This is a genomic window from Hyphomicrobium sp. MC1 (genome assembly GCF_000253295.1).
Classification (GTDB): Bacteria; Pseudomonadota; Alphaproteobacteria; order Rhizobiales; family Hyphomicrobiaceae; genus Hyphomicrobium_B.
The window spans coordinates 1,886,293-1,909,564 of the sequence record NC_015717.1 but is presented as its reverse complement, the minus strand read 5'-3'; the positions used below and the strand labels follow the sequence as shown (position 1 = coordinate 1,909,564).

The following is a 23,272-nucleotide window of genomic DNA, read 5'->3' as shown; positions in this document are numbered from 1 at the left end:
CGTGATTTGCAGCCCTCACTCTCATCCGCCAGAGTAGCACCGGGAGCATGGGAAGGCAGCCAATCACACGAAGGCATGCCATGACTATCGACGACAAGACAGCATCACGGCTCGCAGCCGATCAAAAGCGTTTCCGCAAAGCCCAGTTCGCGCGTCTCAAGGAACTTGGCATCATCGTCAATTGGACGGTTCGCGCGGAATTCGCGATTGCCACGCGCCAATGGCGCTGGGCAGACGGAAACAATATCAACAAAACGGTTTATGCTGATCGGCGTTACGAGGTGAAAGCCGGTCAGATTGTTGTGACCCGGACCGAGTACGGATATTTGCCGCCCTGATGAGGGCGTTGACACCACCGCGACATGGCCTTTAATGCCGCCGGAAGCGGAGCTGGGCCATGCGCGCACGTCGAATTGTTCAGACCGGTGCATTTGACCCTCAAGATGTCGAGCGTCTGCAAGCGGCGTTCGAAGCCGCATGGCTGCAAGTCGAAGCCACGGTGCCCGAGAGAGAACGTGAAGCCGCGCGCGAGTACCTTGCAACGGTTGTTGTCTCCGCCGGAAACGTATCCGATCTTGACGCCGAAGAGCTTGCGACCGTGGCCGTTCGAACATTCCTATCCATCCGCACAGGCACTCAATCACTGCCCTGACGTTCGGGAAACGCCAAACATTCGACATAGACATGATGTCATGTAGTAATTGCTGGTCACGACTGACGTGCTAAACAAGGCCATCTCCAATGCAATTTGAGAAGCAGGATATGGCCAAGGATCTGCCGCCGTCGCGCCAGGATAAAGTGCAACTTACAATTTGGATCGACCCGGAACTTCGCTCGGCCATGAAGGTCACTGCGGCGGAAAATGGCGTAACGATGCAGGATGCGATTGAAGCATTCTGTTTGGACTATGCCGCCGCGGCATTGAAGAGGATGCGGCGAAAATCGGATTGATCCTCAACCCGAAAGAGAGACGGCATGGAAAAGCATTCACGTCGCAATGCGCTTGCCCTAATGGCCGGCGCTGTTCCTGCTCTTGCCTCAACCGTTCCAGTGATCGCAACCGTAAGCGGTGCGAATGCGGGATCCGTTGCCATTGATGGGCCGGGCGAGTATTCGCCTAAGATAGCCGCGGCGTTTGCAAAGTGGCAGGCGCTCGTCAGGGACTATAGCGAGGCGGAAGCCGCCCTCCACACGGCCTATGATAGATACGCCGCCATCAAACCGGAAATTCCGGCCGAGCTTCTGACTGGCCGCGCCGCGAAATTCTGCTCGCATGGCGGGATCAACCTTATCGGGATTGAGCGAGAAGCGGTCCGCTATCCGTCAGATGCGGGACTGGCACATGCCGTCGAGGTCGCGCGTCAGTGCCACTTAGCTACTGATGCGGCAGCTGAGAAGGTGGGGCTAAAGGCATTCGATGATGCTGCAGCTGAAGCTTCGGAGGCAGAGAGTGACGAGTTTCTCACCTTCCTTTCTGTGCCGCCCGTAACAAGGGCCGACGTTGGGCTGCAAGCCAAGCACCTGAAGGAATGGCTTCTCCAATGCTCCAACGAACGGCCGGTAGCGACGTGGCTTGAAGCTCTGACGGGTACGCCTTGGCCAGATGATGAGGATGACACGTCTGACGTGGAGGAAGGCAATGCCTGAGAATTCATCGGACAAACCGTTCCATATGTTCAAAATCACAAAGGAGATCGCAGAGCGCCATTGGGGTGACATGAAATTCACCGAACATGACCGCAGCTTCTACGTTGCCTGCAGGGACGAACCGTACAGTGCGGGCGATCTCGTGGTGACCCTAGTTTCGTTCGGCGATGGTTTCATGCTCGGCAAGGTGAAGCGCAAGCACAGGTATATCACCGTTGAGGTGGACGACATCGAGGGGGCGTTGAGGTTTCCCCATTCCGATGTGCTGCCCGTTGTCGGGCTGCAGACGAGCATCTTCTGAAGGCACAAAAAAGCCCGGCACCGTGAGGCACCGGGCTTCGACAATTCCGAGAATGTTACGCCGACATCCGTGCCCGCTGTGAATAGTCATAAGCCGTGCTCGTCGGCAATTCCGGGAATGCGGCTTTGATCTCGCCTCCCGATGGTGCTCGGCCGTTTCGTTCGCGGAAGCGTTCCGAGAAATCAACGACCGTCTTATCGGCTTTCCGGCCTCTCCGCCGAGGTCCTTTCGGAGGCGCTGGGGGATTTCCCGGAATGCCAGTCGATTTCTCGGAAACCGCTTTGTCGTTTGCCGGAACGGGGACCGAGCTTTCCGAGGTTGCCGGACGGACCGCTTCGACCTTCCGTGAAGTCCGGAAGGCAAACCCGAATGCGACAATCGAACCGACCTCGAAGAACAGGGTCGTCGCGAACGGCATGAGCAACACAAGCGCCGCAACGATCTGATCTTTCGTTCCCGGAACATGCAGCAGCATGGCGATCTCTGCCATGGCGACTGCTTTCGCGTTGACGGGCTTCTGAGGTCCAAGGGCGGCGATTTCGCGTTCGAGCTGCTCGATCACGATCTCAACGTCTTTGGCGTTCCTCTGCCAATCTCGGCAGTTCCGGCCGCAACCGCCGCGCCCGACTTCCTTCTGAACCTGGCTATCTGCGTAAGCTTTCCGTTGCTTTGCCGCTTCCAGGTCTTCGTTTTTCTCGACGATCTTCTTATTGGTGTCCTCGACAGAGAGCGTCGTGGTGCCCTGCGTCTCAGCCTGTCGGCCAACCGAGGAATACACCACGAGCGCCGTCCCTGAGAGGAAGAGCACCAAAAAGCCGATCGCTGCGAACCAGTGACGAGCGCGGACCGCATCGGCCATCAGGTGGCCAGCAGAAATTGTGCCGGCCACGGTAAGGATTGTGAGCCATTGCCCTGACTGCCACCCCAGTGGCGAGGTCAGTTCTTTATCGAGGAGGATGGTCAGCCCACCGAGGGCGAACATCACGCCCGCCACAAGGGCGAGAGCGCGACCGTCTTTGAGGAAATTCATCGGCTCGCCCCCTCTTCTTGATTGAAGCTGGGGATCAACGTCAGCACCCCGACGAGCAACACGGGTGAGAGCGTGACGAGCAATGGGATTAGCGATATAGTTGGCATGGATTTTGGCCTTTCTAGAGAAGGTTGAGATCAAGGCCTCGTTCGGTGTTGACGCACCGCTCGGGGCCGCTTTCGTTTTCAGTCATAGCTTCGCCGTTCCCCTTCTCGGGGTTCGGTTCGGGCTGGTGGTCGTCCTTCCCCTCGGTTCTCGGCTGCTTCTTTCTGGCTTTTTTCCGGGTTCTGCTTGGGTCGGGCCACCGTGCCGTCTGTAAATAAATGTAAGACAATAATAGACGAAATGCAATAGACTTGACGTAATTATTTGTCTGACATATATTTACGCACATGGAACAAGTCGGAATTGATGACATGGTTGCGCGTAAATCTGGGCCTGGGCGGCCATCTAAGCCCGCGTCGGAACGTCAGGCTCAAGTCGCCGTGCGGTTTCCTCCCGCTCTTCTGGCAGAGGTGGATGCGCTCGCCGCAAGCCGCCTAGACGCGCCGGACCGATCGAGCATCATCCGAGAATTGGTCGCTGAGGCTTTGTCAGCGCGCAAACAGAAGGGGCGGAAATAGATGGACGAGAAGCTTCAGAAGGCCATCGAGGCATTCAAGCGCGGCGGTGGTCGATACGAAGACGCACTCAAGGTCCTCAGCAGCGTCTACATCCCCAAACCTCGCGACGCTGAAGTGATCGCATTTGCACAGCACAAGCTGGCCGGGCAGGCCTTGAAGAAGCGTGGTTGATCGCGTGATAGATGTGGCTGAAGATGCTCCAGGCTCGAGAAGGGGACGCAAGTGACAGGCTTTCGATGCCAAGTGTTTACCGTCGCTTTGCTAGCGGCGCCGCTTTCTGCGTCGGCACGAGATGGCCGAGTTTGGCTGACAGGCCCCGTGCCTTTGAGCTGTGGGACCTTCCTGCAAGCGGGTTATTCCGAAGGCTGGCGAATGTGGATACTGGGCTTTTGGAGCGGCCTGAATTTGGAGGCGGCCAACAGAGGAAAAGGCATTACAGGGTCGTCAACCGACTCAAACGGTATCGTGGCGTCTGTACGAAAGCGCTGCCAGGACGATCCGGCCTTATCGGTGCCTACCGTTATCGCCAATATGCATGATGACTTCGAAAAAGACGGACGATGATTTCACTCGGCGGTTGGTTCGCGGCATTGATGCCGATGGTCGGCGGGCACCGGTTGGGCACCGGTTATGGTAAGCCTTCCGAACTCCTGCCCAACCCTATCCCAACCACTGCCAGCGTGGCTTCCCGTGCTGGACGCTACAGCCCGGAATTTAAAGCCAATAACGCGTTGGCAACGATTGCCGTAACCCCTGCCCAACCGGTGCCCAACCCCTGCCCGGAGGCCTTCCAACCCCTGCCCGCCGCGAGAGGCGTCGTTGCCGTGAAGCTGGCGTCCGGGGATGGCAAGCGGCTTCGGTTCATCGCGGATGTTTCGCGCGTTCCGCCGAGAAGTTTCGAGGAAGCCGGCGCGCAATTCGTCAGTCTCATGCAGGAAGCAGCCGCGCTGGGGCATCTGCCCAACGAGGTGCCATACGCTCAACTACGCCGGGTGTACGATGCTATAGTGGCCGAGTTCGATTGGCCCGCGATCAGCGACGTGCGCCTGCCGAAGATGCTCGAAAAGAATGGCTGCACGAAATTGGTGAACCGCGATCGCAGCGGGGGCAAGGATAAGCGCGCAGTCGCTTACCGGCTCCGATAGTTTTGGCGGTTTTGACAGTTTTGACACCTGACGGCGCTTCAAAACTGTAGCAATAGTAGCGGCTGTAGCAGGCACCATCGCCTAAAACACAAAACGCGCATCAGCATCCGCATGTGGGTGGAAATGTGGGATGCCATTTCAAAGCCGACAATGAATTCGTTTGAGATCAACGCCTTACTTAGGTTATAGAGCGGACACCCCCTCCGCCAGCTGCCTGCCCTATTCCGTAAATCGCCAAGCTGGCGTCGCGTTCCAGAGGACTGAGGGAACAACGGCTTAAACACTGGGTGGGGGCATGACACTTCGGACGAGCCAAGCGGCGTGGACAATTGTCGGCTTGCTGTGGGTCGTCTGTCTGCTGAATTATCTAGACCGGCAGCTTGTCGTCGCGATGCCTGGAATGATCAAAGCTGACCTCAAAATCGGCGATGAGAAATTCGGTCTGCTGTCTTCCATGTTTTTATGGATCTACGGCATCTGTTCGCCAATTGCCGGATATGTTGCCGACCGCGTGGGGAAGCGACCCATCGTGATGGCCAGCCTCCTCATCTGGTCGGCGGCGACGTTTCTAAGTGGCGTCGTCACCTCATTCGAAGGAATGCTCCTGACAAGAGCAACGCTCGGCATCAGCGAAGCCTTCTACATGCCAGCCGCCGTTTCGCTCATCGTCGAATTCCACCGGGGGCCGACACGCAGCCGCGCCACCGGATTGCATCTCAGCGGCGTCTATGTGGGCTCTATTCTCGGCGGCCTTGGTGGAGTCACGGCCGAAATTTTCGGCTGGCGCACCGTTTTTCTTGCGATGGGAGCGCTCGGCGTCGCTTATGCCCTCGTCCTTTTGATCCTGTTTCCGCAGAAGACGGAAGACGCCTATCCCCACTCTCCAGAAGATGCAGCTCCTTCGTTTCCCGAAGGAGCTTCACTTTGGTTCCTCCTGTCGGCTCAAGGGTTTCGCCTGCTGCTCTTGATGAACCTGCTCAACGGCGCCGCTTATTGGCCCGTTCGCAATTGGCTGACCGAGTTCTTTCGCGTTGAACTGGGCGTGAGTTCGGCATTGGCGCCCGTTTACGGGCCAATGACCTTCAACGGCGCGGCATTCACCGGGATGCTAATTGCGAGCAGTCTCTCGGATTGGTGGGCGGCGCGGAATTTGCGGGCGCGGGCTCTTGTCCCTGCGTTCGGCTTCTTGATCGCCTCACCTTTCCTCTTCGCGCTCGGAGCTGCGCAGTCCATCCCCGTCATTCTCGCATGCGTGCTGATTACGGGCATGTCCCAAGGTTTTCTGGACGCCAATCTGATGCCCGCGACCTGCACGGTCGTGGACCCGCGTTGCCGGGCGATGGCCTACGGCCTACTCAATTTTGTTGGCACGACTGCCGGCGGTGTCATGACTTACGTGGGGGGCTGGCTGAAAGAGCAGGACATTCCGTTTAGCGCCACATTCCAATTCGCCAGCATTCTCATCCTGATTGCTGGCGTTCTCTTGATGCTGGTGACACCGGCCCATAGGCGGCAAGTGACTCAAGGCGTATAGATGCAGACTGGGAACGGCCGTTAGACGCATGAACTGGTTCATGATTTTGTCCCGTCAAAATCATCTCAGTGCTGAATGCCTAACGAGCCCAATACCATCGCATATCACATAAAAAGGCGTTACGCTGATCGTTCTCCGCCTCCTGGAAAACCATATCGGTCCTTGGTGTTAATTGACGCCTCGCATCAAGCTAATGCAGGCGCTGGGCTCGACATCCGTTGGGAAATCGCTCGGTAAATCAAGCGTGACTGCGATGGCCGCTAGAATTTCTGGGCGAAAAACGACAGCAAGCGGCGCCCTGTTGGGGGCCTTTCCCCGAAAGCATACAAAATCGTGACTTTCCTACCGCAATTGCGTCACGCTGCCCTCAGAGGTCCAGGGTTTGGGGTGCTCGTGGCTATGATGATAACAACGACGTCGATCTAATGCGCATACTTCTCGTCGAAGACGATCAGGAAACAGTGAGGATCGTACGTGAGAGCCTGATCGGCCAAGGACACGACGTCGTAGTTGCCACCAACGGCGCCGAGGGACTCAAGGCGGCGATGGTTGAAACCTTCGATGTTCTTGTCATCGACAGGATGTTGCCGGGCCTCGATGGACTGCACCTCGTGCAAAGCCTTCGGCGCGCCGACGTGCTGTCCGGCATCATTCTGCTCACCGCAGTGGGAGGCATCGAGGATCGCATCGAAGGCTTGGAAAGCGGCGCTGATGACTACCTTGTGAAGCCTTTCGCTCTCGGCGAGCTGCTTGCGCGCATTACAGCCTTGGGCCGCCGTCCCCCCGGTCCCAAGCAGGACGCCACCTTCCGGATCGGCACCTTGGAAGTGAACCTCATCCGGCGGCAAATCCGCCGAGGAAACGACGAGATTCATTTGCAACCGCGCGAGTTCAAGCTGCTCGAAATTTTCCTTCGCAATCGCGGGCGCGTCGTCACGCGATCCATGCTGCTGGAAGAGATGTGGGGATTGGAACGCGACACGAAGACTTCTATCGTCCAGACCAATGTTAGTCGGCTTCGATTGAAGATCGAACGCCCCGGAGATCCGCCTTTGATCCGTACAGTGAGAGGATTGGGATACATCATTGATGCGGCATAGGCTAACCCGCGGCACCGCCTTTCGGTTGGCCGCCCTGGTCGTTGTGATCATTACGTTGGTCAACTCGGTAATTTTCTCCGCGCTCTATTATTCCCTCAGCACGCAATTGACGGCGCATCTGCGTGCGCACATCGACGAGGTTCGTAAAACGCTGATCGACGTCCAAGGGAAAGAAAGCGACGGCTTTCAAGAGCTCGCGGCGATGATCGAAAGCCATGCCCGTGTCGCGAAGTCTGATGAAGACATTTATCTCCTGACGGACAGCTCGGGAAAACGCATCGCTGGTAACGTAGCGTCTCTCGAACGGTTCGAGGGCTGGCGGACCATTCCTTGGAGGGACTTGAATCTTCTCGGCGACTGGTCTCCTCACAGGGCGAGCGATGCGGTGATTGGGCGATGGACGACGATCAACGGCGGTTATCTGTTTGTTGGCGACGGCAATGGCGACATCCGCGATGCGCAGAGACTGCAACTCAACGGCCTGATGTGGGGCATCGGGCTGTCGGTGATCTGCGCGATTATCGGAGGCTGGTTCCTCGGCAGCCGGGCGCAACGACGCATCGGGCAAATGGAGGAAGCCTTGAATGCCGTGGCAAGCGGTGCGCTTGACCGCAGAGTGCCGCGAGTATCCGCGTCGGATGACATCGATCACGTTGCGGCGCTCATCAACGCCGCCCTCGACCGCCTGCAACGTCTCTTCGAAAATTTGCGCCAACTCTCCGTCGATATCGCGCACGATTTGCGCACGCCGATCAGCCGTATGCGCCAAAGGCTGGAGCACGTGCGCTCAGGCGGCGATAGCATCGAGGCCTATCGGGAAGCGGCCGACGCTTCGATCGCAGAGATCGACAACATTGCTGAAACCTTCGATGCCCTAATGCGCATTTCGGAGATCGAAGCCGGTGCCCGCAAAAACAGATTTGCCGATGTCGATCTCAAACCCATGCTAACCAACATCGTCGATGCGTTGGAGGCGGTCGCGGAGGAGCGAGGTCACCGCCTGCATCCTCTCATCGCGGCGGAGGGATCTTTTATCGTGCACGCCGACCACCGCCTTCTGAACCAGCTCTTCCTCAATCTCATAGAGAACGCAATCGTCCATTGCCAGGAGCCAGCTGACATCAGCGTCGAAGTCACGAAGGTCGGCGACTGTCCCGTCGTGCGCATTCGCGATACTGGGCCAGGAATTCCCGCTGAAGAGCGCGAAAACGTCTTTCGCAGATTGTATCGGCTGGAAAAGAGCCGGACCACGGCAGGCAATGGATTGGGCCTTAGCCTCGTGGCGGCGATTGCCGACTTGCACGGAGCGCGCATTACGCTCGCCGACAATGAACCCGGCTTGCTGGTCGAGATATGGTTTTCTTCTTCAGTCTGAGTATCGACCGCCGACAACTGCAAACAACATATGAATGGCCGATGCCGTTAGCGCCATGAATACGCCGGCAAACGCGACGTCGGACAGGAAATGTCCGCCCTCGGCCATGCGCACGAACCCCGCGAGCGTTCCCAGAACGATGCCGCTCAGCGTCCAAAATGCAGCATCGGCGGGAAACAGAAAAGCGGCGGCAAAGCAAATGATGTAGATCGACGAGGCCTCGCCTGAAAAGAACGAGCAGTTCCGGCTACATTGATCCGATGGTTTCAGGGGCGGCGCATAGATCTTCGATCCGCCGAATTCCATGACATGATTAGGTCGCGGCCGCCCCCAATGATCCTTGAAGCCGAGGTTCGCGATCGTAAGCGGCCCTACCAAAAGGCATACCGCAAGGTATAGCCATTGACTGGCGGAAAGACCGAGCCAGCGTTTGCGCATGCTGATCAGCGAGACGACGCAGCCGACACCGGCGAGCACGCAGACGGCGCAAAACAACGTCGAAAATCCGTTACGAAGACTGCCAAAGAACAGGGATTCGCTGCCGATGAAGCGATGGGGCTGCACGTAAAGGGCTCGGCTCACCGAGAGATCGAAGCGCGGATACGCAAGATAGAAAATCATCAAGCAGATGCCGAACGCAACGGCGCCGAAAAGCATCGCTTTGGCCGGCGCACATGCCACATCCGAAGCGGACGCCTGATTTGACTTCCACACCTCTGCATTGTCCAACGGCAATCTGAATACTCCCCCCTATTCGCGAGTACACATTGGGCAAAACTCCATGCAGCCTTTACGGCCGGAACGTCTCAGAACTGTAAGTAAAAGGCGACCGTTCACCCGCGCTTCGAAACGTGCGGCCGGCGTCGGTCGAGAGACAGATAAAGAATGGCCAGCAGCAGTCCCAACGTCACCAGCGATGCCTGCCCACGCGGCAAGCTCAAGCCGCCGTTGCCGACGGGTTTCGTCAAGAAATCACCGAATGTCGCGCCGAAGGGACGCGTAAAAACGAAGGCGATCCAGAACAGGATGACATCGTTGATACGAGAGAAATAATGAAGGAGGGCGACAACTCCGATAATACCGGCCGTCACCAGCGCGCCCTGGATGAAACTGAGACCCGCATCATCGACGAGATAATCGCCGAACGCCGTGCCGAGACTGTTGGAGAACAGGACCGCGGCCCAGAACATGATTTCGGCGTCGCGTCCGCGAATGGGGTAGACTCGAAGCGAACCTTCGCGAAAGCGCCAAATTGCCAACGTCGACACTAAAGCTGTCGCGAGCATAACGGAGCCCGCGAGATATCCAAGGTCGAGCGAGCGGTCCATAAAGTCAGAAATTTCAGTGCCGGCCGTCGTCGTGGCAATGATCGTGAACCAAAAAAGCAGAGGACGGTAGATTTCGCTTCTGACTTGCAGAAAAAGTAACACCAGTAGGATCGCAAAGGTAATGGCAAGGCCGACATAATAGCCAAGATCAAGCGACATCGAGAGGAAGTCGCCAGCTGTTTCGCCCAGCGTCGTCGCCAGGATTTTCATCATCCAGAAGGCGAGCGTCACTTGCGAGACTTTGGAGATCTGATCTTGAGCGTTACCCATTGCAGCAAAGCTCATAGGTCGTCGATTTCGTCAGAACGCCACCCGGCGTGACCTGCAGATGACTTCATTGCGGACCCGCCAGTTCCAGCCCACGTGCCAGAGGCGCGATCAGAGACCTCGCTTCGATGTAATTCAAGATCGCCCTAACCGCCGATTTGCGATCCCGGTACGTCCGATTATTGCCGACCAGTCGATTGGCGACGAGAGTCCAGGTCGCGATCCCTGCCGGCCTTGCTGCAATCAACGCATCGAGACGAGTCCGGAAAACGTCGGCATCATCGATGTAGGGCGTAAGCTCCGAGCAGATATCGTTTGCAAGCGCCGCATTTTGGCTTTTGAAGCGGCGCGCGCCCACGCCTTGCGGCGCAGGCGGAAGGCAGATCGCCGTACAAAAATCGTCGACTGAAGCGCCGGGCCGACCTGTAAAGATTTTCAACAGCTCGCGAACGGACGAACTCGCCTTGACGGCGCCGCTGGCGTGAAGTCCGGCGGCAATAGCGTCGAGCGTTTCCTTGAGTCGCCCCGGATACTGCTCGGATGGAGACATGCGCTTGACGCGAGCGGCGATGGTCTCGTCACGACCGCGATCCAGTACGGCTGCGAGTCGATGCAGTTCGTATGAGCGATCAAAGTCGGCAATCGCGGCGAAAGCCCGAAGCGCGCTCGCAAAGTCTTTCGTATGCATGGGATGAGCCTCCACGGCATCTTTCGTGTGCCGAGGAAGCACAATGCTTCGCAGTGATTTTGCGGCATCAAAGCCACAGAATTGTAAGACTAGAGCCAGTCAGCGTGACTTTGCTGATCAGTCCACCGGCCGAGGGCGAGTCCAGCCGTGCTGAAGCAATCTCCGCGCGAATTTCTTTGGCCGAGCTTTGCAGCGGCGGAGTCCGAAACCCCTCAGGCGCCCGAATCGTTCGTCGCAGCAGGAAGACGCAGCGTAGCGATGAGGCCGACCGTGCCGTTCTCGATCGTCAGGCTTCCCCCCCATGCCTCGACGATGTCGGTGACGATCGCCAATCCGAGACCGGCACCGCCAACGTGCGTATCGAGTCTCTGTCCGCGAATCAGCATCGCCGCCTGATGTTCCTTTTCAATGCCCGGACCGTCGTCGATAATGGAAATCGAGATACTCTGCATTTCGGCGCGCGCCTTCACGGAAACCTTTTCCTTGGCGTGGCGCGCCGCGTTGTCGAGCAAGTTACCGAGCGACTCAGCCAGATCGACGGCATCGATGCGCGCTTCCAGATCGGGCGGCGCATCAATCGTCCAGCTCAAGGACTGCCCGCGTGGCGTCTTCTCGACGACACGTATGATTTGTTCGGTTGACGTCCTGACGTTCGTTGAAGCGTTGCTGTTGGCATAAGAAATGCGTGCGCGCGCAATCTCGCGGTCGATGTGGCGGCGCATGAGATTGACGAGATAGGAAATATCCGACGCAATGCCCGTCTCGCCTTTCTCTTCGAGCCGCGTCACTTCTCCATTCAGAACCTGCAGCGGCGTCTTGAGCCCATGCGCCAGGTCTGCGGCGCGCCCCCGCGCTTTCTCGATCGCCTTCTCCCGCTCGTCGAGCAGCGCGTCGATTTCCTCGGCGAGCGGCCTCACCTCTTTCGGAAACGCACCGCCAAGCCGCTGTTGTTTGCCCGAGCGAATGCTCGAAAGCCTGCCACGTATGGTCGACAGCGGACGCAGACCGACACTAACCTGTATCCAGGATGCCGCGACCAGTAGCGCACCGATGATCAGCAGAAACGGCGCGAGCTCAGACGCAAAACTTCGCACCGATTGGCCGACTTCCCGAGAGTCCACGGCAACCGCGATCCGAACTTTCGAGCCCCCGATATTATCGGGCAACTCGATGTACCGTTGAAGGAGGTAAAGTTGCGCGTTCTGTGGGCCAACAATCTCGTACCTGCGAGAAACATCGGCGACATTGGTTTCGGGCGGAAGCGACAGAACCGTGTCCCACAACGATCGCGATCGCAGATCGTCCGCCGGCGATCCTCCTTCGATCTGCCAATAAAGCCCGGACAGCGGTTCTTCGAACCGTGGGTCAGACGGGCGATGCGCAAGCCCCAATTCGCCGGACGGCTTGCGCGTCAGCCCCGCTGCGAGCTGGTTCAAGTAAACAGTCAGCTCCGCATCGACGCGGCGCTCAACATGGCGCTTGAACAATTCCGTGAGACCGAAAGCGGCAATGCCAAGCGCGAGCAAGATCGACAGGACGCCAGCAGCAAGCAATCTGAGGCGAAGCGAACCCACGCTCATGCCGGCACTTCCATAACGGTGTAACCGAAGCCGCGTCGGGTCTCGATCAAATCCTGGCCGAGCTTTTTGCGCAATCGCGTCACCACGGCTTCGAGCGCGTTGGCATCTCGCGCGTCGTCGTCGCCGTAAAGATGTTCGATCAGTTCCGCCGGAGGAATGACGCGTCCCTTGTGATGGATGAGGTAGGAAATCAACCGGTATTCCAGCGGCGATACCGCCACCGACGCACCGTCGATAAGAACGCGCATCTGCCGGGTATCGACGGAAAGCTTGCCTGCCGTTAGCAGCGCCGACCCCTGCCCCACCGAACGGCGAATGAGCGCGCGAACGCGGGCGATCAATTCCTCGATCTGGAATGGTTTGACGAGATAGTCGTCCGCGCCGGCATCAATGCCTTCGACCCGCTCCATCCATGCACCACGCGCCGTCAGAACCAGAACAGGCATCATTCGGCCCGCTGCGCGCCAGCGCTTGAGCACGGAAAGCCCGTCGATTTTTGGCAGGCCGAGATCCAATATCACGAGGTCGTAATTCTCCGTGTCGCCACGAAACCAGGCATCCTCGCCGTCGTGAACGGCATCGACGCTGTAGTTCGCAGCGGTCAAGGCCGTTGCAAGGCTTTTTGCAATTTTGGGTTCGTCCTCGACGATGAGAATGCGCATCAATCGTCATCCTCAATCGTCAGGATCTTTGCCGTCGCCGCGTCAACGTTGACCTCTTTCAGCTTGCCCTGAGGCGTCAGGATCTTGAACTCATAAACGAAAGCTCCTGTTTTTTTGACCTCAAGCTCGACACCTACGATTTGGCCCGGAAACTGTGCCTTCAATTCGTCCATGATGTCCGTCAACGGACGAATGCGGCCCTCGCTCAACGCTTTGCGGGCAATCTCATGATCGCGCTCGTCGTCATCGTCGGCAATCGCAGTGAGCGTACCGGCGGACAACAGCGTGAGTGCGGTCAGAGACAGGACGATAAGGCGCTTCATGACGGGTTCCATGGCGTGAGCATCGTGCAGGATCGGAGCTGACAAACTCCTGACAGATGCGATCAGACCGGCGTCAGCGCGCCTCGGGCAAGGTCACGCTCGACCGACAACGGTTTGGCAAAACACAGGAGTTTTTACAATGCAGAAGGCCCGTAACCTTGTTCTTCCCGTTGCAGTGATCATCTTCGGTCTTGCAGCATCCGCGCAGGCCGACGACCACAAGTATCGGCTCAACGTGCCGGCCGATAAGTGGCTCTCCGTCTCCGAAGTGATCCAGAAGCTGAAGTCTCAGGGCTATCAGGTGACGAAGATCGAAGCCGACGACGGCGTTTACGAGTTCGATGCGACGAATGCCGCAGGCGTGCGCATCGAAGGTCATGCCAACCCGGCGACCGGCGAAGTCCTGACTGGCTACGACGACTGATGCTCTAAATTCTCTGGCTCTGCAGCACGCGCTCGCAGAGCCAGAGACTATCGGCTCACTTTCTCTGCTTGGCGATATCGGGATCGGGAGCTTGAACGGACTTCTAGATCGGCAGTTGCAGACGCACAATCGCCGCACCCATCAATTCTTGACGAAGATCCGGCGAAGAATTCCAGGCCGTGGCGACGCCGCCTCCTCATCGCTCTTGCGCTCGGTTTCCGCTTCCCTGTCTTTGACGAGGCGGTGGATGAACGCGAGTTTGCCTATGATGGCTGGCGAGAGCACAAACGGATAGAGATCCGGTTGGCCCATGCTGCGATTGAGGCTGTTGACGGCAAATGTAACCGGTATCCATTCGCTCATGAGTGTTTCCATATCGGCGATGGCATAAGGATCGCGATCCGCTGTTGCGCTTAAGCCTTCTGTAGCCGCCAGTCGCGGCGAAATCCGCAAATTGAACGTATGCGCCATTTCGAGCGTATCGATTATGTGCAGGTAGTGCGCCCAGGTTTCAGCGAAATCTTCCCACGGGTGCATGGTCGCGTAGGCGCTGACAAAATTTTCCCGCCAATTCGCAGGCGCACCGTTTTGATAGTGCGCCTGCAGAGCGGCGTCGTAATCGAGCGTTTCGTCGCCGAAAACTTCACGAAATGCCTCGATCTTTCCGGCATCCCTGACCAACCGATCCCAATAATAATGACCGACTTCGTGACGGAAATGTCCGAGCAGCGTCCGATAAGGCTCATGAAGATGTGTGCGCAGCTTCTCACGTTCGGCATCGTCCGCCTCCAGAAGCGAAATCGTGATGATGCCATTGTCGTGGCCCGTCAGAACTTTGGCTTGTGGAGCCGATGCTAGGAAATCAAAAAGCAAGGGCTCGGGATCGCCACTCGCTGTCGTCGGCACCGGGAGGCGAAGTCTTAGCAGCGTGTACATCAAGCGACGCTTTGCTTCTTCGATACGATGCCAACGTGAAACATTGATCGGGTCAGACAGATCGGGAACCGTTCGGTTATGCTCGCAGGCCGAACAGTAAGGTGTTGCGGAAGAGGCGTTGACCAGCCAATTGCAGGCATGAAGCTCCCAATTGGCACAGTATCGATATTGGTTCTGATTGTCGGCCAGCGCGATCCACGTGCTTCCGTTGGGTTTTACGGCGCTCATGGTCTCCTGGGGCGGAAGATATCCGACCTGAAGGTGGCAGCGCTCACAATGCGTGTTCTCAAAAAAAAGAACCTGCCCACAATTCTGGCATTCAAATAATTTCAAAGGAATTGTTCCTTCTAACCCGCAAACATTGCGTACACAATCGGCACTGCAACGCCGAAGGGAGATCAAAGTTGCTCATGGGCAACCGAAATTTGCGGAAATATTCCAAACCGACGGGCTGTCGGGAAGCCATGATCTTTTGTCCTCGTTACAGAGCGGAGTGAAGCTCATAACAAAGAGATTGGATTGCGATGGAGCTTCACATGTTCGCCGATCTTTGCAGAACGCTTTTTCTCTCGACGCTTTGTTTGGCCGGAGCGACATCGGAGGTCCTCGCCGATACCTGCGGGGATCGTCTCTCCAATGTACAGTCACAAATAAAAGGCCTGACTTTGAAACAACGAACGCACGTCACGGATAATTTCGATGCGTTCTACCTAGAGAGTGCAGCTCCACCCGCACGGATAACGGTCTCCTGCGGAAATAAGGTACTCTCATTCGATGCGGAGTGGCACGGTGGAGACCTTGCTGCCTATAGCGCGCTGCTAGCCGATATCGGGACTTCGCTCGATCTCGGCAGCGATGATTTCTCGTCGTCGCTACAAAAGTGCTGGGATAGAGCAAGCATAGAGGATGGCGAGGACGAGGAAGGGACCGTTGTCGTGCAGACGAAGCGCGCACAAATCAGCTGTGTGAACACAAACGGGACGGCTGAAATAAGCGTAATTCCCCTACCGCATTAGCAATTGGAAAACGTGGTTGCGCACAATTTGGATCGAGGGGGATTTGATAACGATCCCCCCGACCCTTGGTCGCCTTACAGCTTGTCGGTCGCCTTATCGACCGCATCGCGAACCTTATTGACCTTGTCGGATACGGCGGTCTCGACTTTACCTTTCACGGCCTGAGCCGCGCCCTCGGCCTGAAGCTTATCGGAGCCGACGGCATAGCCGACCTTCTCCTTAGCCTTGCCAACAGCAGTATCAATTTTTCCTTTCAGTGCGCCCATTTTGCGCCTCCTTATCAATTGATAGCGCACTGTAACGCCGGAAAATCCGCGACGGTTCCGTATGGCGAAAGCCAAACCGTCCGCACGCGGTTAATGTGAAACCGGAGCGACTTCTCGACTGGTCTGCGGCTCGGTGTTCGAAGAGTTTGAGAGAGAATGTTCCAATGATTTCGTAAACCGCGCAAACGAGGTAAATATCTCGGGAGCGACGAAACGGTCGCGTGACGAAGGCAGAGAGAGCTGCCTTGACGAGACGTCGAGCAGAACGACCTCGACGCCTGGGAATAGAGAGCGGGCACGATCGACCAGTATCCGTATCCCGCCTTCGGCAAGCCCTGTGACCGTCATAAGCACGATCTTCTGCAAGTCGGCGTAACCGATATCCGCCAGAAAGGCCAAAGCCGTCAGCCCCGAAGCTTCATTCATGGCACACGTCAGGCCCGGGTGATCCCGATTAATCGCCGAGACTGCAAAGCGGGTCGCAAGCTCGTCGAATTCTCCCCGCACGGGGACGAGCACCATAACGGGATCTTTATCGGACTTTTCAGGCTTGGACTTTTCCGGCTTGGACTTTTCCGCGATGGCGCCAATCGTGCTCGAGAGTTCCGCCAGCGCTTCCTTGTCCAGACGACCACGCCGCCGATCCCGGGCGCTTAATGCCAGCGCCGGAAAGACGAGCTTGTCCAAAACTTCCGCGTAAGGGGCCTTTTCTTCAGCTTCGGCGATTTGTTCCGTCGCAGCGAATACATCGCTCGACAAGAGTCGATGATAAAGGTTCTGCTGCTCGGATAACGGCGGCTCATCACCGAGAAGCACCGTTATGAATTCAAGGTCGGGCACGTATTTGCCCAGCACCACCAGGATGAGCGTGATAGGCGCGGCTAAAACGAGGCCGATGGGACCCCAGGTGAGCGTCCAAAAGCTCGTCGCCAAAATCATCGCAAAGGGAGATAGGCCAGCTCGCCGTCCGAGAACCAACGGTTCCAGAACCTGCCCCATGATAGGTTCGCCGATAGCAAATATCGCGAGTGTCAGAAGAGCTTTCGTCCAGCCTGGATCGACGGCCGCAGCCAACAATATCGGCGGAATGGCCGCGACGTAGGAGCCAACGAACGGAACGAACCGCATGACGAACGCCATCACACCCCAAAGCGGCGCATTCGGAACTCCGAGAGCAAATAACGACAGACCGACGAACGTCCCGAACGATGCGTTGAGTATGACCTGTCCGGTAAAAAGCGCGATGAGCCGATCGCCGGCATCCGACATCGCTGCAGTCGTTTCAGTTATATGCTCGACGCCGAAAATGCGCACGATCCTGTCTCGCAGGTCGCGAAACTGCATCAGCAGAAAAAGCGTGAACAGGAACGTCAAGGCCGCCTGTGTCAGCGGCTCGGCGAGAATGCGAAGGCCGTAGAGCGCCGTGCTTTCGCTGTCGTCCTTGACGACCTGAACCTTGCCGCCGTCCTTACCCGAAGCATTCTCTGCTGGCGGTTGAGACTCAGGATAAGTGACCCCGAACTGAAGTTCGTTATTGATCATTCGCTGATACGTCTCGACCGCATCGATGGCACGGCCAACAAGACCGCTGGGCACGGAGGAGCCAACGATGCTTCTGACTTTCTCCAGCACATTCGTGCGGTACTGAGGCAGATCGGCCGCGAGCGAGAGAAGTTGCGAACTCAAACCGATCGAGGCTGCCGTCATGCACACAACCACGACAAGCAAGACGGTGCCTTCGGCAAAGCCTTGGGGAATGCCACGTTTCTTGAGAAAAACGACGATAGGCACCAGCACGAAGCAGGATATGCCTGCGAGCGCGAGAGGCACCAGGATATCCCGGCCCAAAACGAGCGCCGCAATAATGAGGGCCGCCGTTACGAGCGTGGCAGACAAACTTCGTATCGAATCTGCGAGTAACGGCATCGGATGAAATATCGGACGTTAGAGGAAGCGTCGCGCTTTAACGTTGCTGCCTTCCCTCCTGTTCCCAGCCCGCAGACAGTGCTTATTCAACAGTGAACTGAACTCTTTTCCCTTCCGCGCGTTGAATGAATGCACGCGCCCGGTGGCAACCGGCCGCAACAGGGAATGATGGACGTAGCTATTTTGCCGGTTTCTCGCTGCGACACCAACGCATTGGTACGCGCTGACATCTAACCCGTTCCGGGCGAGTGCACTTTCCTGAAAGGCCGCACCAGCCACGGCCATCTCCAGGACGTTGCCAATAAATGCTCTTTCGCGAAAAGCTTCAGACTGCGCTTTTCCCAAAGCACAAGTGTCGCCCCCGCAGCTCCGTCTTTTGGGGCGATCGACCACGTTCTCTGATCGTATGACGCGTGGCAATGTGGGCACGATCGAACTTGCGAACGGGGTTCATTCGGGCCTGGAGTGAAGTGGGGAAATAGTTTTGGCTGAACTCCGCGAGATACTGGAAAGCCGGCAGGTCTCGATCTATTTCGCCGCCGTCGCGTTGGCCGCAATGCTTGCTCTAACTGTCGGCGGGACGGATGTTCTGGAAGACAGCATCAATCCCGCACTCGCCGCGATGTTGTTCCTCACCTTCCTACAGGTCCCCTTAGCCGATCTTGGCGTGGCCTTCGCGCACCGCCGGTTTCTTGCCGCGCTACTCCTCACGAATTTCGTCGCGATGCCGCTGCTCGTCGCGCTTCTCGTACAGATCCTTCCCGATGATCCGATGATTAGGCTCGGGGCGCTGCTGGTCCTGCTCAGTCCCTGCATCGACTACGTCGTCACGTTTTCGCATCTCGGTCGCGCCGACGCCCGCCTGCTGCTAGCCGCCACGCCCGTCCTGCTCATCGTGCAGATGCTGCTGCTGCCCATCTACCTCCAGTTATTTCTCGGAGCGCGCGTGGCAGACCTCGTCCATGCCGGACCGTTCGTGCACGCCTTCATCTGGCTTATCGCCATTCCTCTGGCGTTTGCGGCTCTTCTTCAGTACTGGGCCGCCCGCAACGCTACCGCCGCGCGCCTGTCCTCTATCTTCGGAGTTCTGCCCGTTCCGGCCACCGCCATCGTTCTCTTTATTGTCGTCGCGGCGGTCGTGCCCCAGCTCGGGCCTGCCATCGACAAAGCTCTGAGCGTCGTCCCGATCTATGTCGCCTTCGCGATCCTCGCCCCGCTCATCGGATGGCGCATCGCACGCCTGTTTCAGCTTGAGGCACCGGCAGGACGCGCCGTCGCGTTCAGCGCCGCGACGCGCAATTCGCTCGTCATCCTGCCGCTCGGACTTGCCATTCCCGGCGCAGTGCCGGTTCTTCCGGCGATCATCGTGACCCAGACGCTGATCGAGCTTTTGAGCGAACTCGTCTACGTCCGCCTCATGCCGAAGCTGACCACCAATCGCGAGGCGGAAACGATCTGACCGGCCGTCGCAATATCAGCTTTGCAAGCTAAAAGGCTGCCAGCCGTTTCGTCGGACGTTGGCCGATGTCATCTGCCCGTCGCTTAAGCCACGTTCCGCCCTTCTGGTCGGCTTCGGCCACACAGTCGTCGACCCACGCCACCAAGTTCGACGATTGTTGGCGCAGACTTTCGAGCTTCAGGATACGCCGCACCTCCATCAGGCGCCCAGGCTGATGGGGAAAAACCGGCCTATCGTCGCGGTCGACGTTCCAGTGGCACAGGATCATAAGATCGCCGTCGCCCGCTGCCGCCTCCTTCACGACGTCGGCAAGAATATCGTCAACGGGCAGAACTTCCGCGAAGCCGCCGCCAACCCCAATGAAGAGCAGGATCTGCGCCAGGTTCTGCGGACGGCGCAGCGCGTTGCGCAGAATGACGTGCCGGTGCATTTGCCGAAGCGCCGTCCTGAATTCGCCGTCGAAAATCTGCAGCAGCGCCGTGCCGCGATCCGGCTCGGCTCTGCGCCAAACCGTTTGACTGGCGTCGTATTCGAGATCGACAAGCTCGGCGTCGGAAGGAGAAACAGGTGGCATGGCGGGCTCCGGATGCGCTCAAACGCCCGGCATTTAGATTGCCGGCGCAATATGTTTCAGAATCCCGCGAAACGATCAGTAATGCCAAAACTGGGTCGAAAGAATGACCGAGCCGAGCATTTGCAGCTAATTGGCTTTGATGAAATCCACGAAGGCCCGCAACGGCGCAGGCACGAGACGCCTGCCGGGATAATAAAGAAACGGCCCGGAAAACGCTTGCCACCAAGGTTCGAGGATCGGTTCCAGCGCACCGCTGTCCAGATACGGCCGCAGCCAGTCTTCGAATAGATAGATGACGCCCGAACCCGCGACCGCAGCATCGATCGCGAGATCGACGATGCCGCCCGCCTGGACGATCATTGGCCCAGTTGTATCAACGCGCATAACCTCCCCCTCGCGCTCATATTCCCAGGACATCATCGAGCCGCTCGCGAACCGCCCGCGCAGGCAAGCATGGCGCAACAAATCTCGGGGATGCGAAGGTCTTCCGTGACGGTCGAGATACGCAGGCGCCGCCGCCGTCGCAAAGCGCTGTACGCGGGGACCGATCGGCACGGCGATCATATCTTGTTCGAGCCGTTCATCGTAGCGAATGCCCGCATCGCAGCCAGCCTGAACCACATCGACAAAACTGTCCTCGGCAATGATTTCAAGTTTGATGTCCGGATAGGCGGCGAGGAACGGCGGAACGATCCTTGGCAGCACGAGCCGCGCCGCACTCACCGGCACGTTGAGGCGCAGCGTGCCCGCAGGCCGGTCGCGGAAAACATTGACGACATCGAGCGCGGCTTCGACCTCATTGAGAGCAGGTGTAAGCCGCTCCAACAAGCTGCGGCCAGCATCCGTCGGCACCACGCTCCGGGTTGTCCGGTTGAGAAGCCGGACGCCAAGCTGCACTTCCAGCCGACGCACCGCGTCGCTCAGGCCCGAAGGGCTCCCGCCGCTCGCCCGGGCGCCATCCCGAAAGCCCCCTGCCCGCGCCACCGCGACGAACGCGTTCAGATCTGCAAGGTCAACGGCCATTGTTCGAAATTCCGTACAGCTTGTCCGGATTGTTGTCGATTATCGCATGCTAAACAACCGCTATATCTCCGCGCAGCACGATAAGGAGACGCCCATGACCACCCTCGACACTTCCGACACCTTCAAACTCGGCGACCGCACCGTAACGCGCCTCGGCTACGGTGCCATGCAGCTGACCGGCCCCGGCGTTTTTGGTCCGCCAAAAGACCGTGCCCAAGCCATTGCCGTTTTGCGCGAGGCCGTTGCGTCGGGCGTGAACCACATCGACACCAGCGATTTTTACGGCCCGCACGTCGTCAATGAACTGATCCGCGAAGCGCTGCGCCCCTACCCGGACGACATGGTGATCGTGACGAAAGTTGCCGCCCGCCGCGGTAACGATGCCTCGTGGATCCCGGCGCTCTCACCAAAAGAGCTGACCCAAGCCGTGCACGACAATCTGCGCAATCTGGGCGTCGATGTGCTTGATGTCGTCAACTTCCGCAGCATGCTCGACGTGCATGGACCCGCAGAGGGCTCGATTGAAGAGCAAGTCTCTACGCTTGCCGACCTTCAGCGAGAGGGACTGATCCGCAACATTGGCCTCAGCAATGTCACACGCAAGCAAATCGAAGACAGTCGCAAGATCTGCGACATCGTCTGCGTCCAGAACTTTTACAATGTCGCGCACCGTGACGACGACGCCCTGATCGACCAGCTCGGCGCTGAAGGCGTGGCCTACGTGCCCTTCTTCCCGCTCGGTGGCTTCACACCGTTGCAGTCGTCGGAATTGTCGGCAGTCGCCGCCCGTCTCGGCGCAACGCCTATGCAGGTCGCGCTCGCATGGCTGCTCCGGCGGGCATCGAATATCCTGCTGATCCCCGGTACGTCATCGCTGGCGCACCTTCGCGAAAATCTGGCGGCAGCAGAGCTGCAATTGCCGGACGATGCGATGGGCGAATTGGATCGTATTTCTGCAGACACCGCCCCGGCAAACGGGCATTAGCTCGAACGTTGAAGGAACGGGGGAACGAATTCTCAGCCGGACGCCTTAATCCAATATGGAAAACGGCAACGATCCCCCGACCATCCCTTTCCCGACGCAAGAGCCGGGCGAGTTACCGCCGCTGCCACCTGAGCCGAACAAGCCGCCTGAGCCCTCGCCGATCCCGATTGACGATCCGGCCGAGCCGATGCCCCATCCGCCGGGAAGGTAAGTGCTGGGAGCGAGCGATGCTACGCGTCGATCACGCCGCTGCAATTCTGCAGCAGCGTCCGCAGGGTCTCCGCATCGCCGCCGTACGAGATGAAATGCGGATTGTCGTAAGACCCGTCTGCCGCGCACGGCACGCCGTATTCGAGTTCTCTGCCGTCCGACGTCAGCGTGCAGCCACCGGCACCGCGCAAGACCGCATCCCCCGCCGCGGTGTCCCACTGCATCGTCCGACCGAAACGCGGATAGATATGAGCGTCCGCCATCGCCACGAGACAGAACTTCAAAGACGAGCCAACCGAGACCTTGCGATCGACCGGGAGCTTCTGCAGAAAATCTTCCGTTTCCACATTTCCGTGCGAAGCACTCGCGACGGCGGTTAGGCGGCCATCTCCACATGACGCGCGAATTTGCGAGCGCTCACCAATCGAAGCATCTTGCAAAATTGCGGACCGGTAAGATGCCAAGCCGTCACTGCTAAACAACTCGCCACGCGCCGGCGCGAAGACGACGCCGAGTTTCGGCTTCCGGTTTTCGACGAGGCAGATGTTGACCGTATAATCCGGCCTGCCACGAATGAACTCTTTTGTCCCATCGAGCGGATCGACAAAAAACAGCGCGCGGCTTGTTGAATGATCTGCAACGCAAGAAGCGGCAGATTCTTCCGCGATGATCGGAATATCCGGCGCGACCCTCTGCAGCGCGCGCACGATCAGATCTTCCGCCGCCTGATCGGCATCCGTCACCGGACTGCCGTCGGACTTGGTCATAACGTTGGCGCCACCTTGCCGAATTTTGGCAATGAGTGTGCCGGCCTCGATGGCAATGCGTTCGAGCGTATCAAGCATTTCTT

27 protein-coding genes are annotated in these 23,272 nt (G+C 58.1%); 14 read left to right on the top strand and 13 right to left on the bottom strand.

Annotated elements, in window-relative coordinates; genetic code table 11:
- Positions 1 to 80: 80 nt before the first annotated feature.
- The 5 genes from HYPMC_RS09245 (at position 81) to HYPMC_RS09225 (ending at position 1,948) form a co-directional block, all read left to right on the top strand.
- The gene (locus HYPMC_RS09245) at positions 81 to 338 is read left to right on the top strand and encodes a hypothetical protein (RefSeq protein WP_013947637.1); all 258 of its coding nucleotides are present in this window, start codon (positions 81 to 83) and stop codon (positions 336 to 338) included.
- A 59-nt stretch (positions 339 to 397) separates the two neighbouring features.
- Positions 398 to 652 carry a hypothetical protein gene (locus HYPMC_RS09240; protein WP_013947636.1) on the top strand — a complete coding sequence of 85 codons (255 nt, stop codon included), beginning with the start codon at positions 398 to 400 and terminating at the stop codon, positions 650 to 652.
- A gap of 110 nt (positions 653 to 762) precedes the next feature.
- Positions 763 to 951: a hypothetical protein gene (locus HYPMC_RS09235; RefSeq protein WP_157135506.1), complete on the top strand. Its 189-nt coding sequence runs from the start codon at positions 763 to 765 to the stop codon at positions 949 to 951.
- Positions 952 to 975: 24 nt separating this feature from the next.
- Positions 976 to 1,647, top strand: coding sequence for a hypothetical protein (locus HYPMC_RS09230; RefSeq protein ID WP_013947634.1), 672 nt, complete (start codon positions 976 to 978; stop codon positions 1,645 to 1,647).
- Complete coding sequence (locus tag HYPMC_RS09225; protein ID WP_013947633.1) at positions 1,640 to 1,948, top strand: hypothetical protein; 309 nt, start codon at positions 1,640 to 1,642, stop codon at positions 1,946 to 1,948. The genes HYPMC_RS09230 and HYPMC_RS09225 overlap by 8 nt, the downstream gene beginning before the upstream one ends.
- Positions 1,949 to 2,003: 55 nt before the next feature.
- On the opposite strand, the gene HYPMC_RS09220 is transcribed toward HYPMC_RS09225, so the two are convergent.
- Positions 2,004 to 2,978 carry a hypothetical protein gene (locus HYPMC_RS09220; protein ID WP_013947632.1) on the bottom strand — a complete coding sequence of 325 codons (975 nt, stop codon included), beginning with the start codon at positions 2,976 to 2,978 and terminating at the stop codon, positions 2,004 to 2,006.
- A 623-nt stretch (positions 2,979 to 3,601) separates the two neighbouring features.
- Here HYPMC_RS09220 and HYPMC_RS24480 point away from each other — a divergent pair.
- From HYPMC_RS24480 to HYPMC_RS09190, 5 genes are all read left to right on the top strand, one after another.
- Positions 3,602 to 3,772 (top strand): hypothetical protein, encoded by a 171-nt coding sequence (locus HYPMC_RS24480; protein ID WP_013947629.1) that lies wholly within the window; start codon positions 3,602 to 3,604, stop codon positions 3,770 to 3,772.
- Positions 3,773 to 4,161: 389 nt separating this feature from the next.
- Entirely contained in the window at positions 4,162 to 4,746 is a 585-nt protein-coding gene (locus HYPMC_RS09205; protein ID WP_013947628.1) for a hypothetical protein, read from the top strand.
- 295 nt (positions 4,747 to 5,041) lie between these two features.
- Complete coding sequence (locus HYPMC_RS09200) at positions 5,042 to 6,280, top strand: MFS transporter (RefSeq protein WP_013947626.1); 1,239 nt, start codon at positions 5,042 to 5,044, stop codon at positions 6,278 to 6,280.
- Between the two features lie 425 nt (positions 6,281 to 6,705).
- Positions 6,706 to 7,380: a response regulator transcription factor gene (locus HYPMC_RS09195; RefSeq protein WP_013947625.1), complete on the top strand. Its 675-nt coding sequence runs from the start codon at positions 6,706 to 6,708 to the stop codon at positions 7,378 to 7,380.
- The gene (locus tag HYPMC_RS09190) at positions 7,370 to 8,755 is read left to right on the top strand and encodes a HAMP domain-containing sensor histidine kinase (RefSeq protein ID WP_013947624.1); all 1,386 of its coding nucleotides are present in this window, start codon (positions 7,370 to 7,372) and stop codon (positions 8,753 to 8,755) included. The genes HYPMC_RS09195 and HYPMC_RS09190 overlap by 11 nt, the downstream gene beginning before the upstream one ends.
- Here the strand turns inward: HYPMC_RS09190 and HYPMC_RS09185 are convergent.
- From HYPMC_RS09185 to HYPMC_RS09160, 6 genes are all read right to left on the bottom strand, one after another.
- Positions 8,747 to 9,490, bottom strand: a complete 744-nt coding sequence (locus HYPMC_RS09185; RefSeq protein ID WP_013947623.1) for a phosphatase PAP2 family protein — start codon at positions 9,488 to 9,490, stop codon at positions 8,747 to 8,749. The two genes, HYPMC_RS09190 and HYPMC_RS09185, sit on opposite strands and share 9 nt — an antisense overlap.
- A gap of 98 nt (positions 9,491 to 9,588) precedes the next feature.
- Positions 9,589 to 10,368, bottom strand: coding sequence for a membrane protein (locus tag HYPMC_RS09180; RefSeq protein ID WP_013947622.1), 780 nt, complete (start codon positions 10,366 to 10,368; stop codon positions 9,589 to 9,591).
- A gap of 49 nt (positions 10,369 to 10,417) precedes the next feature.
- Positions 10,418 to 11,038: a hypothetical protein gene (locus HYPMC_RS09175; RefSeq protein WP_013947621.1), complete on the bottom strand. Its 621-nt coding sequence runs from the start codon at positions 11,036 to 11,038 to the stop codon at positions 10,418 to 10,420.
- Between the two features lie 212 nt (positions 11,039 to 11,250).
- On the bottom strand, positions 11,251 to 12,618 hold the full coding sequence (locus HYPMC_RS09170; RefSeq protein ID WP_013947620.1) for a HAMP domain-containing sensor histidine kinase: 1,368 nt from the start codon (positions 12,616 to 12,618) through the stop codon (positions 11,251 to 11,253).
- On the bottom strand, positions 12,615 to 13,280 hold the full coding sequence (locus tag HYPMC_RS09165; RefSeq protein WP_013947619.1) for a response regulator transcription factor: 666 nt from the start codon (positions 13,278 to 13,280) through the stop codon (positions 12,615 to 12,617). Before HYPMC_RS09165 ends, HYPMC_RS09170 begins: the two co-directional genes overlap by 4 nt.
- Positions 13,280 to 13,603, bottom strand: a complete 324-nt coding sequence (locus tag HYPMC_RS09160) for a PepSY domain-containing protein (protein WP_013947618.1) — start codon at positions 13,601 to 13,603, stop codon at positions 13,280 to 13,282. The genes HYPMC_RS09165 and HYPMC_RS09160 overlap by 1 nt, the downstream gene beginning before the upstream one ends.
- 139 nt (positions 13,604 to 13,742) lie before the next feature.
- Between HYPMC_RS09160 and HYPMC_RS09155 the strand changes: the two genes are divergently transcribed.
- Positions 13,743 to 14,027: a PepSY domain-containing protein gene (locus HYPMC_RS09155; RefSeq protein WP_013947617.1), complete on the top strand. Its 285-nt coding sequence runs from the start codon at positions 13,743 to 13,745 to the stop codon at positions 14,025 to 14,027.
- 141 nt (positions 14,028 to 14,168) lie between these two features.
- Here HYPMC_RS09155 and HYPMC_RS09150 read toward each other — a convergent pair whose 3' ends face one another.
- Positions 14,169 to 15,296 carry a putative zinc-binding metallopeptidase gene (locus HYPMC_RS09150; RefSeq protein WP_041299962.1) on the bottom strand — a complete coding sequence of 376 codons (1,128 nt, stop codon included), beginning with the start codon at positions 15,294 to 15,296 and terminating at the stop codon, positions 14,169 to 14,171.
- Positions 15,297 to 15,499: 203 nt separating this feature from the next.
- Here HYPMC_RS09150 and HYPMC_RS09145 point away from each other — a divergent pair, with 203 nt between their 5' ends.
- Positions 15,500 to 15,979, top strand: coding sequence for a hypothetical protein (locus HYPMC_RS09145; protein WP_155831220.1), 480 nt, complete (start codon positions 15,500 to 15,502; stop codon positions 15,977 to 15,979).
- A gap of 74 nt (positions 15,980 to 16,053) precedes the next feature.
- Here the strand turns inward: HYPMC_RS09145 and HYPMC_RS09140 are convergent, their stop codons facing one another.
- Together HYPMC_RS09140 and HYPMC_RS09135 are read right to left on the bottom strand one after the other, a co-directional pair.
- Positions 16,054 to 16,245 (bottom strand): CsbD family protein, encoded by a 192-nt coding sequence (locus HYPMC_RS09140; protein ID WP_013947614.1) that lies wholly within the window; start codon positions 16,243 to 16,245, stop codon positions 16,054 to 16,056.
- Positions 16,246 to 16,335: 90 nt separating this feature from the next.
- Positions 16,336 to 18,141 carry an AI-2E family transporter gene (locus HYPMC_RS09135; protein ID WP_244421009.1) on the bottom strand — a complete coding sequence of 602 codons (1,806 nt, stop codon included), beginning with the start codon at positions 18,139 to 18,141 and terminating at the stop codon, positions 16,336 to 16,338.
- Positions 18,142 to 18,655: 514 nt separating this feature from the next.
- Here HYPMC_RS09135 and HYPMC_RS09130 point away from each other — a divergent pair.
- Positions 18,656 to 19,630, top strand: a complete 975-nt coding sequence (locus HYPMC_RS09130) for an arsenic resistance protein (protein ID WP_013947612.1) — start codon at positions 18,656 to 18,658, stop codon at positions 19,628 to 19,630.
- Positions 19,631 to 19,658: 28 nt separating this feature from the next.
- Here the strand turns inward: HYPMC_RS09130 and HYPMC_RS09125 are convergent, their stop codons facing one another.
- Together HYPMC_RS09125 and HYPMC_RS09120 are read right to left on the bottom strand one after the other, a co-directional pair.
- Positions 19,659 to 20,204, bottom strand: coding sequence for a hypothetical protein (locus HYPMC_RS09125; protein WP_013947611.1), 546 nt, complete (start codon positions 20,202 to 20,204; stop codon positions 19,659 to 19,661).
- A 126-nt stretch (positions 20,205 to 20,330) separates the two neighbouring features.
- On the bottom strand, positions 20,331 to 21,227 hold the full coding sequence (locus tag HYPMC_RS09120) for a LysR family transcriptional regulator (RefSeq protein ID WP_013947610.1): 897 nt from the start codon (positions 21,225 to 21,227) through the stop codon (positions 20,331 to 20,333).
- A gap of 94 nt (positions 21,228 to 21,321) precedes the next feature.
- On the opposite strand from HYPMC_RS09120, the gene HYPMC_RS09115 reads away from it, so the two are divergent.
- Positions 21,322 to 22,212, top strand: coding sequence for an aldo/keto reductase family oxidoreductase (locus tag HYPMC_RS09115; protein ID WP_013947609.1), 891 nt, complete (start codon positions 21,322 to 21,324; stop codon positions 22,210 to 22,212).
- A 230-nt stretch (positions 22,213 to 22,442) separates the two neighbouring features.
- Here the strand turns inward: HYPMC_RS09115 and cysQ are convergent, their stop codons facing one another.
- On the bottom strand, positions 22,443 to 23,267 hold the full coding sequence (cysQ, locus tag HYPMC_RS09105; protein WP_013947607.1) for a 3'(2'),5'-bisphosphate nucleotidase CysQ: 825 nt from the start codon (positions 23,265 to 23,267) through the stop codon (positions 22,443 to 22,445).
- Positions 23,268 to 23,272: the final 5 nt, after the last annotated feature.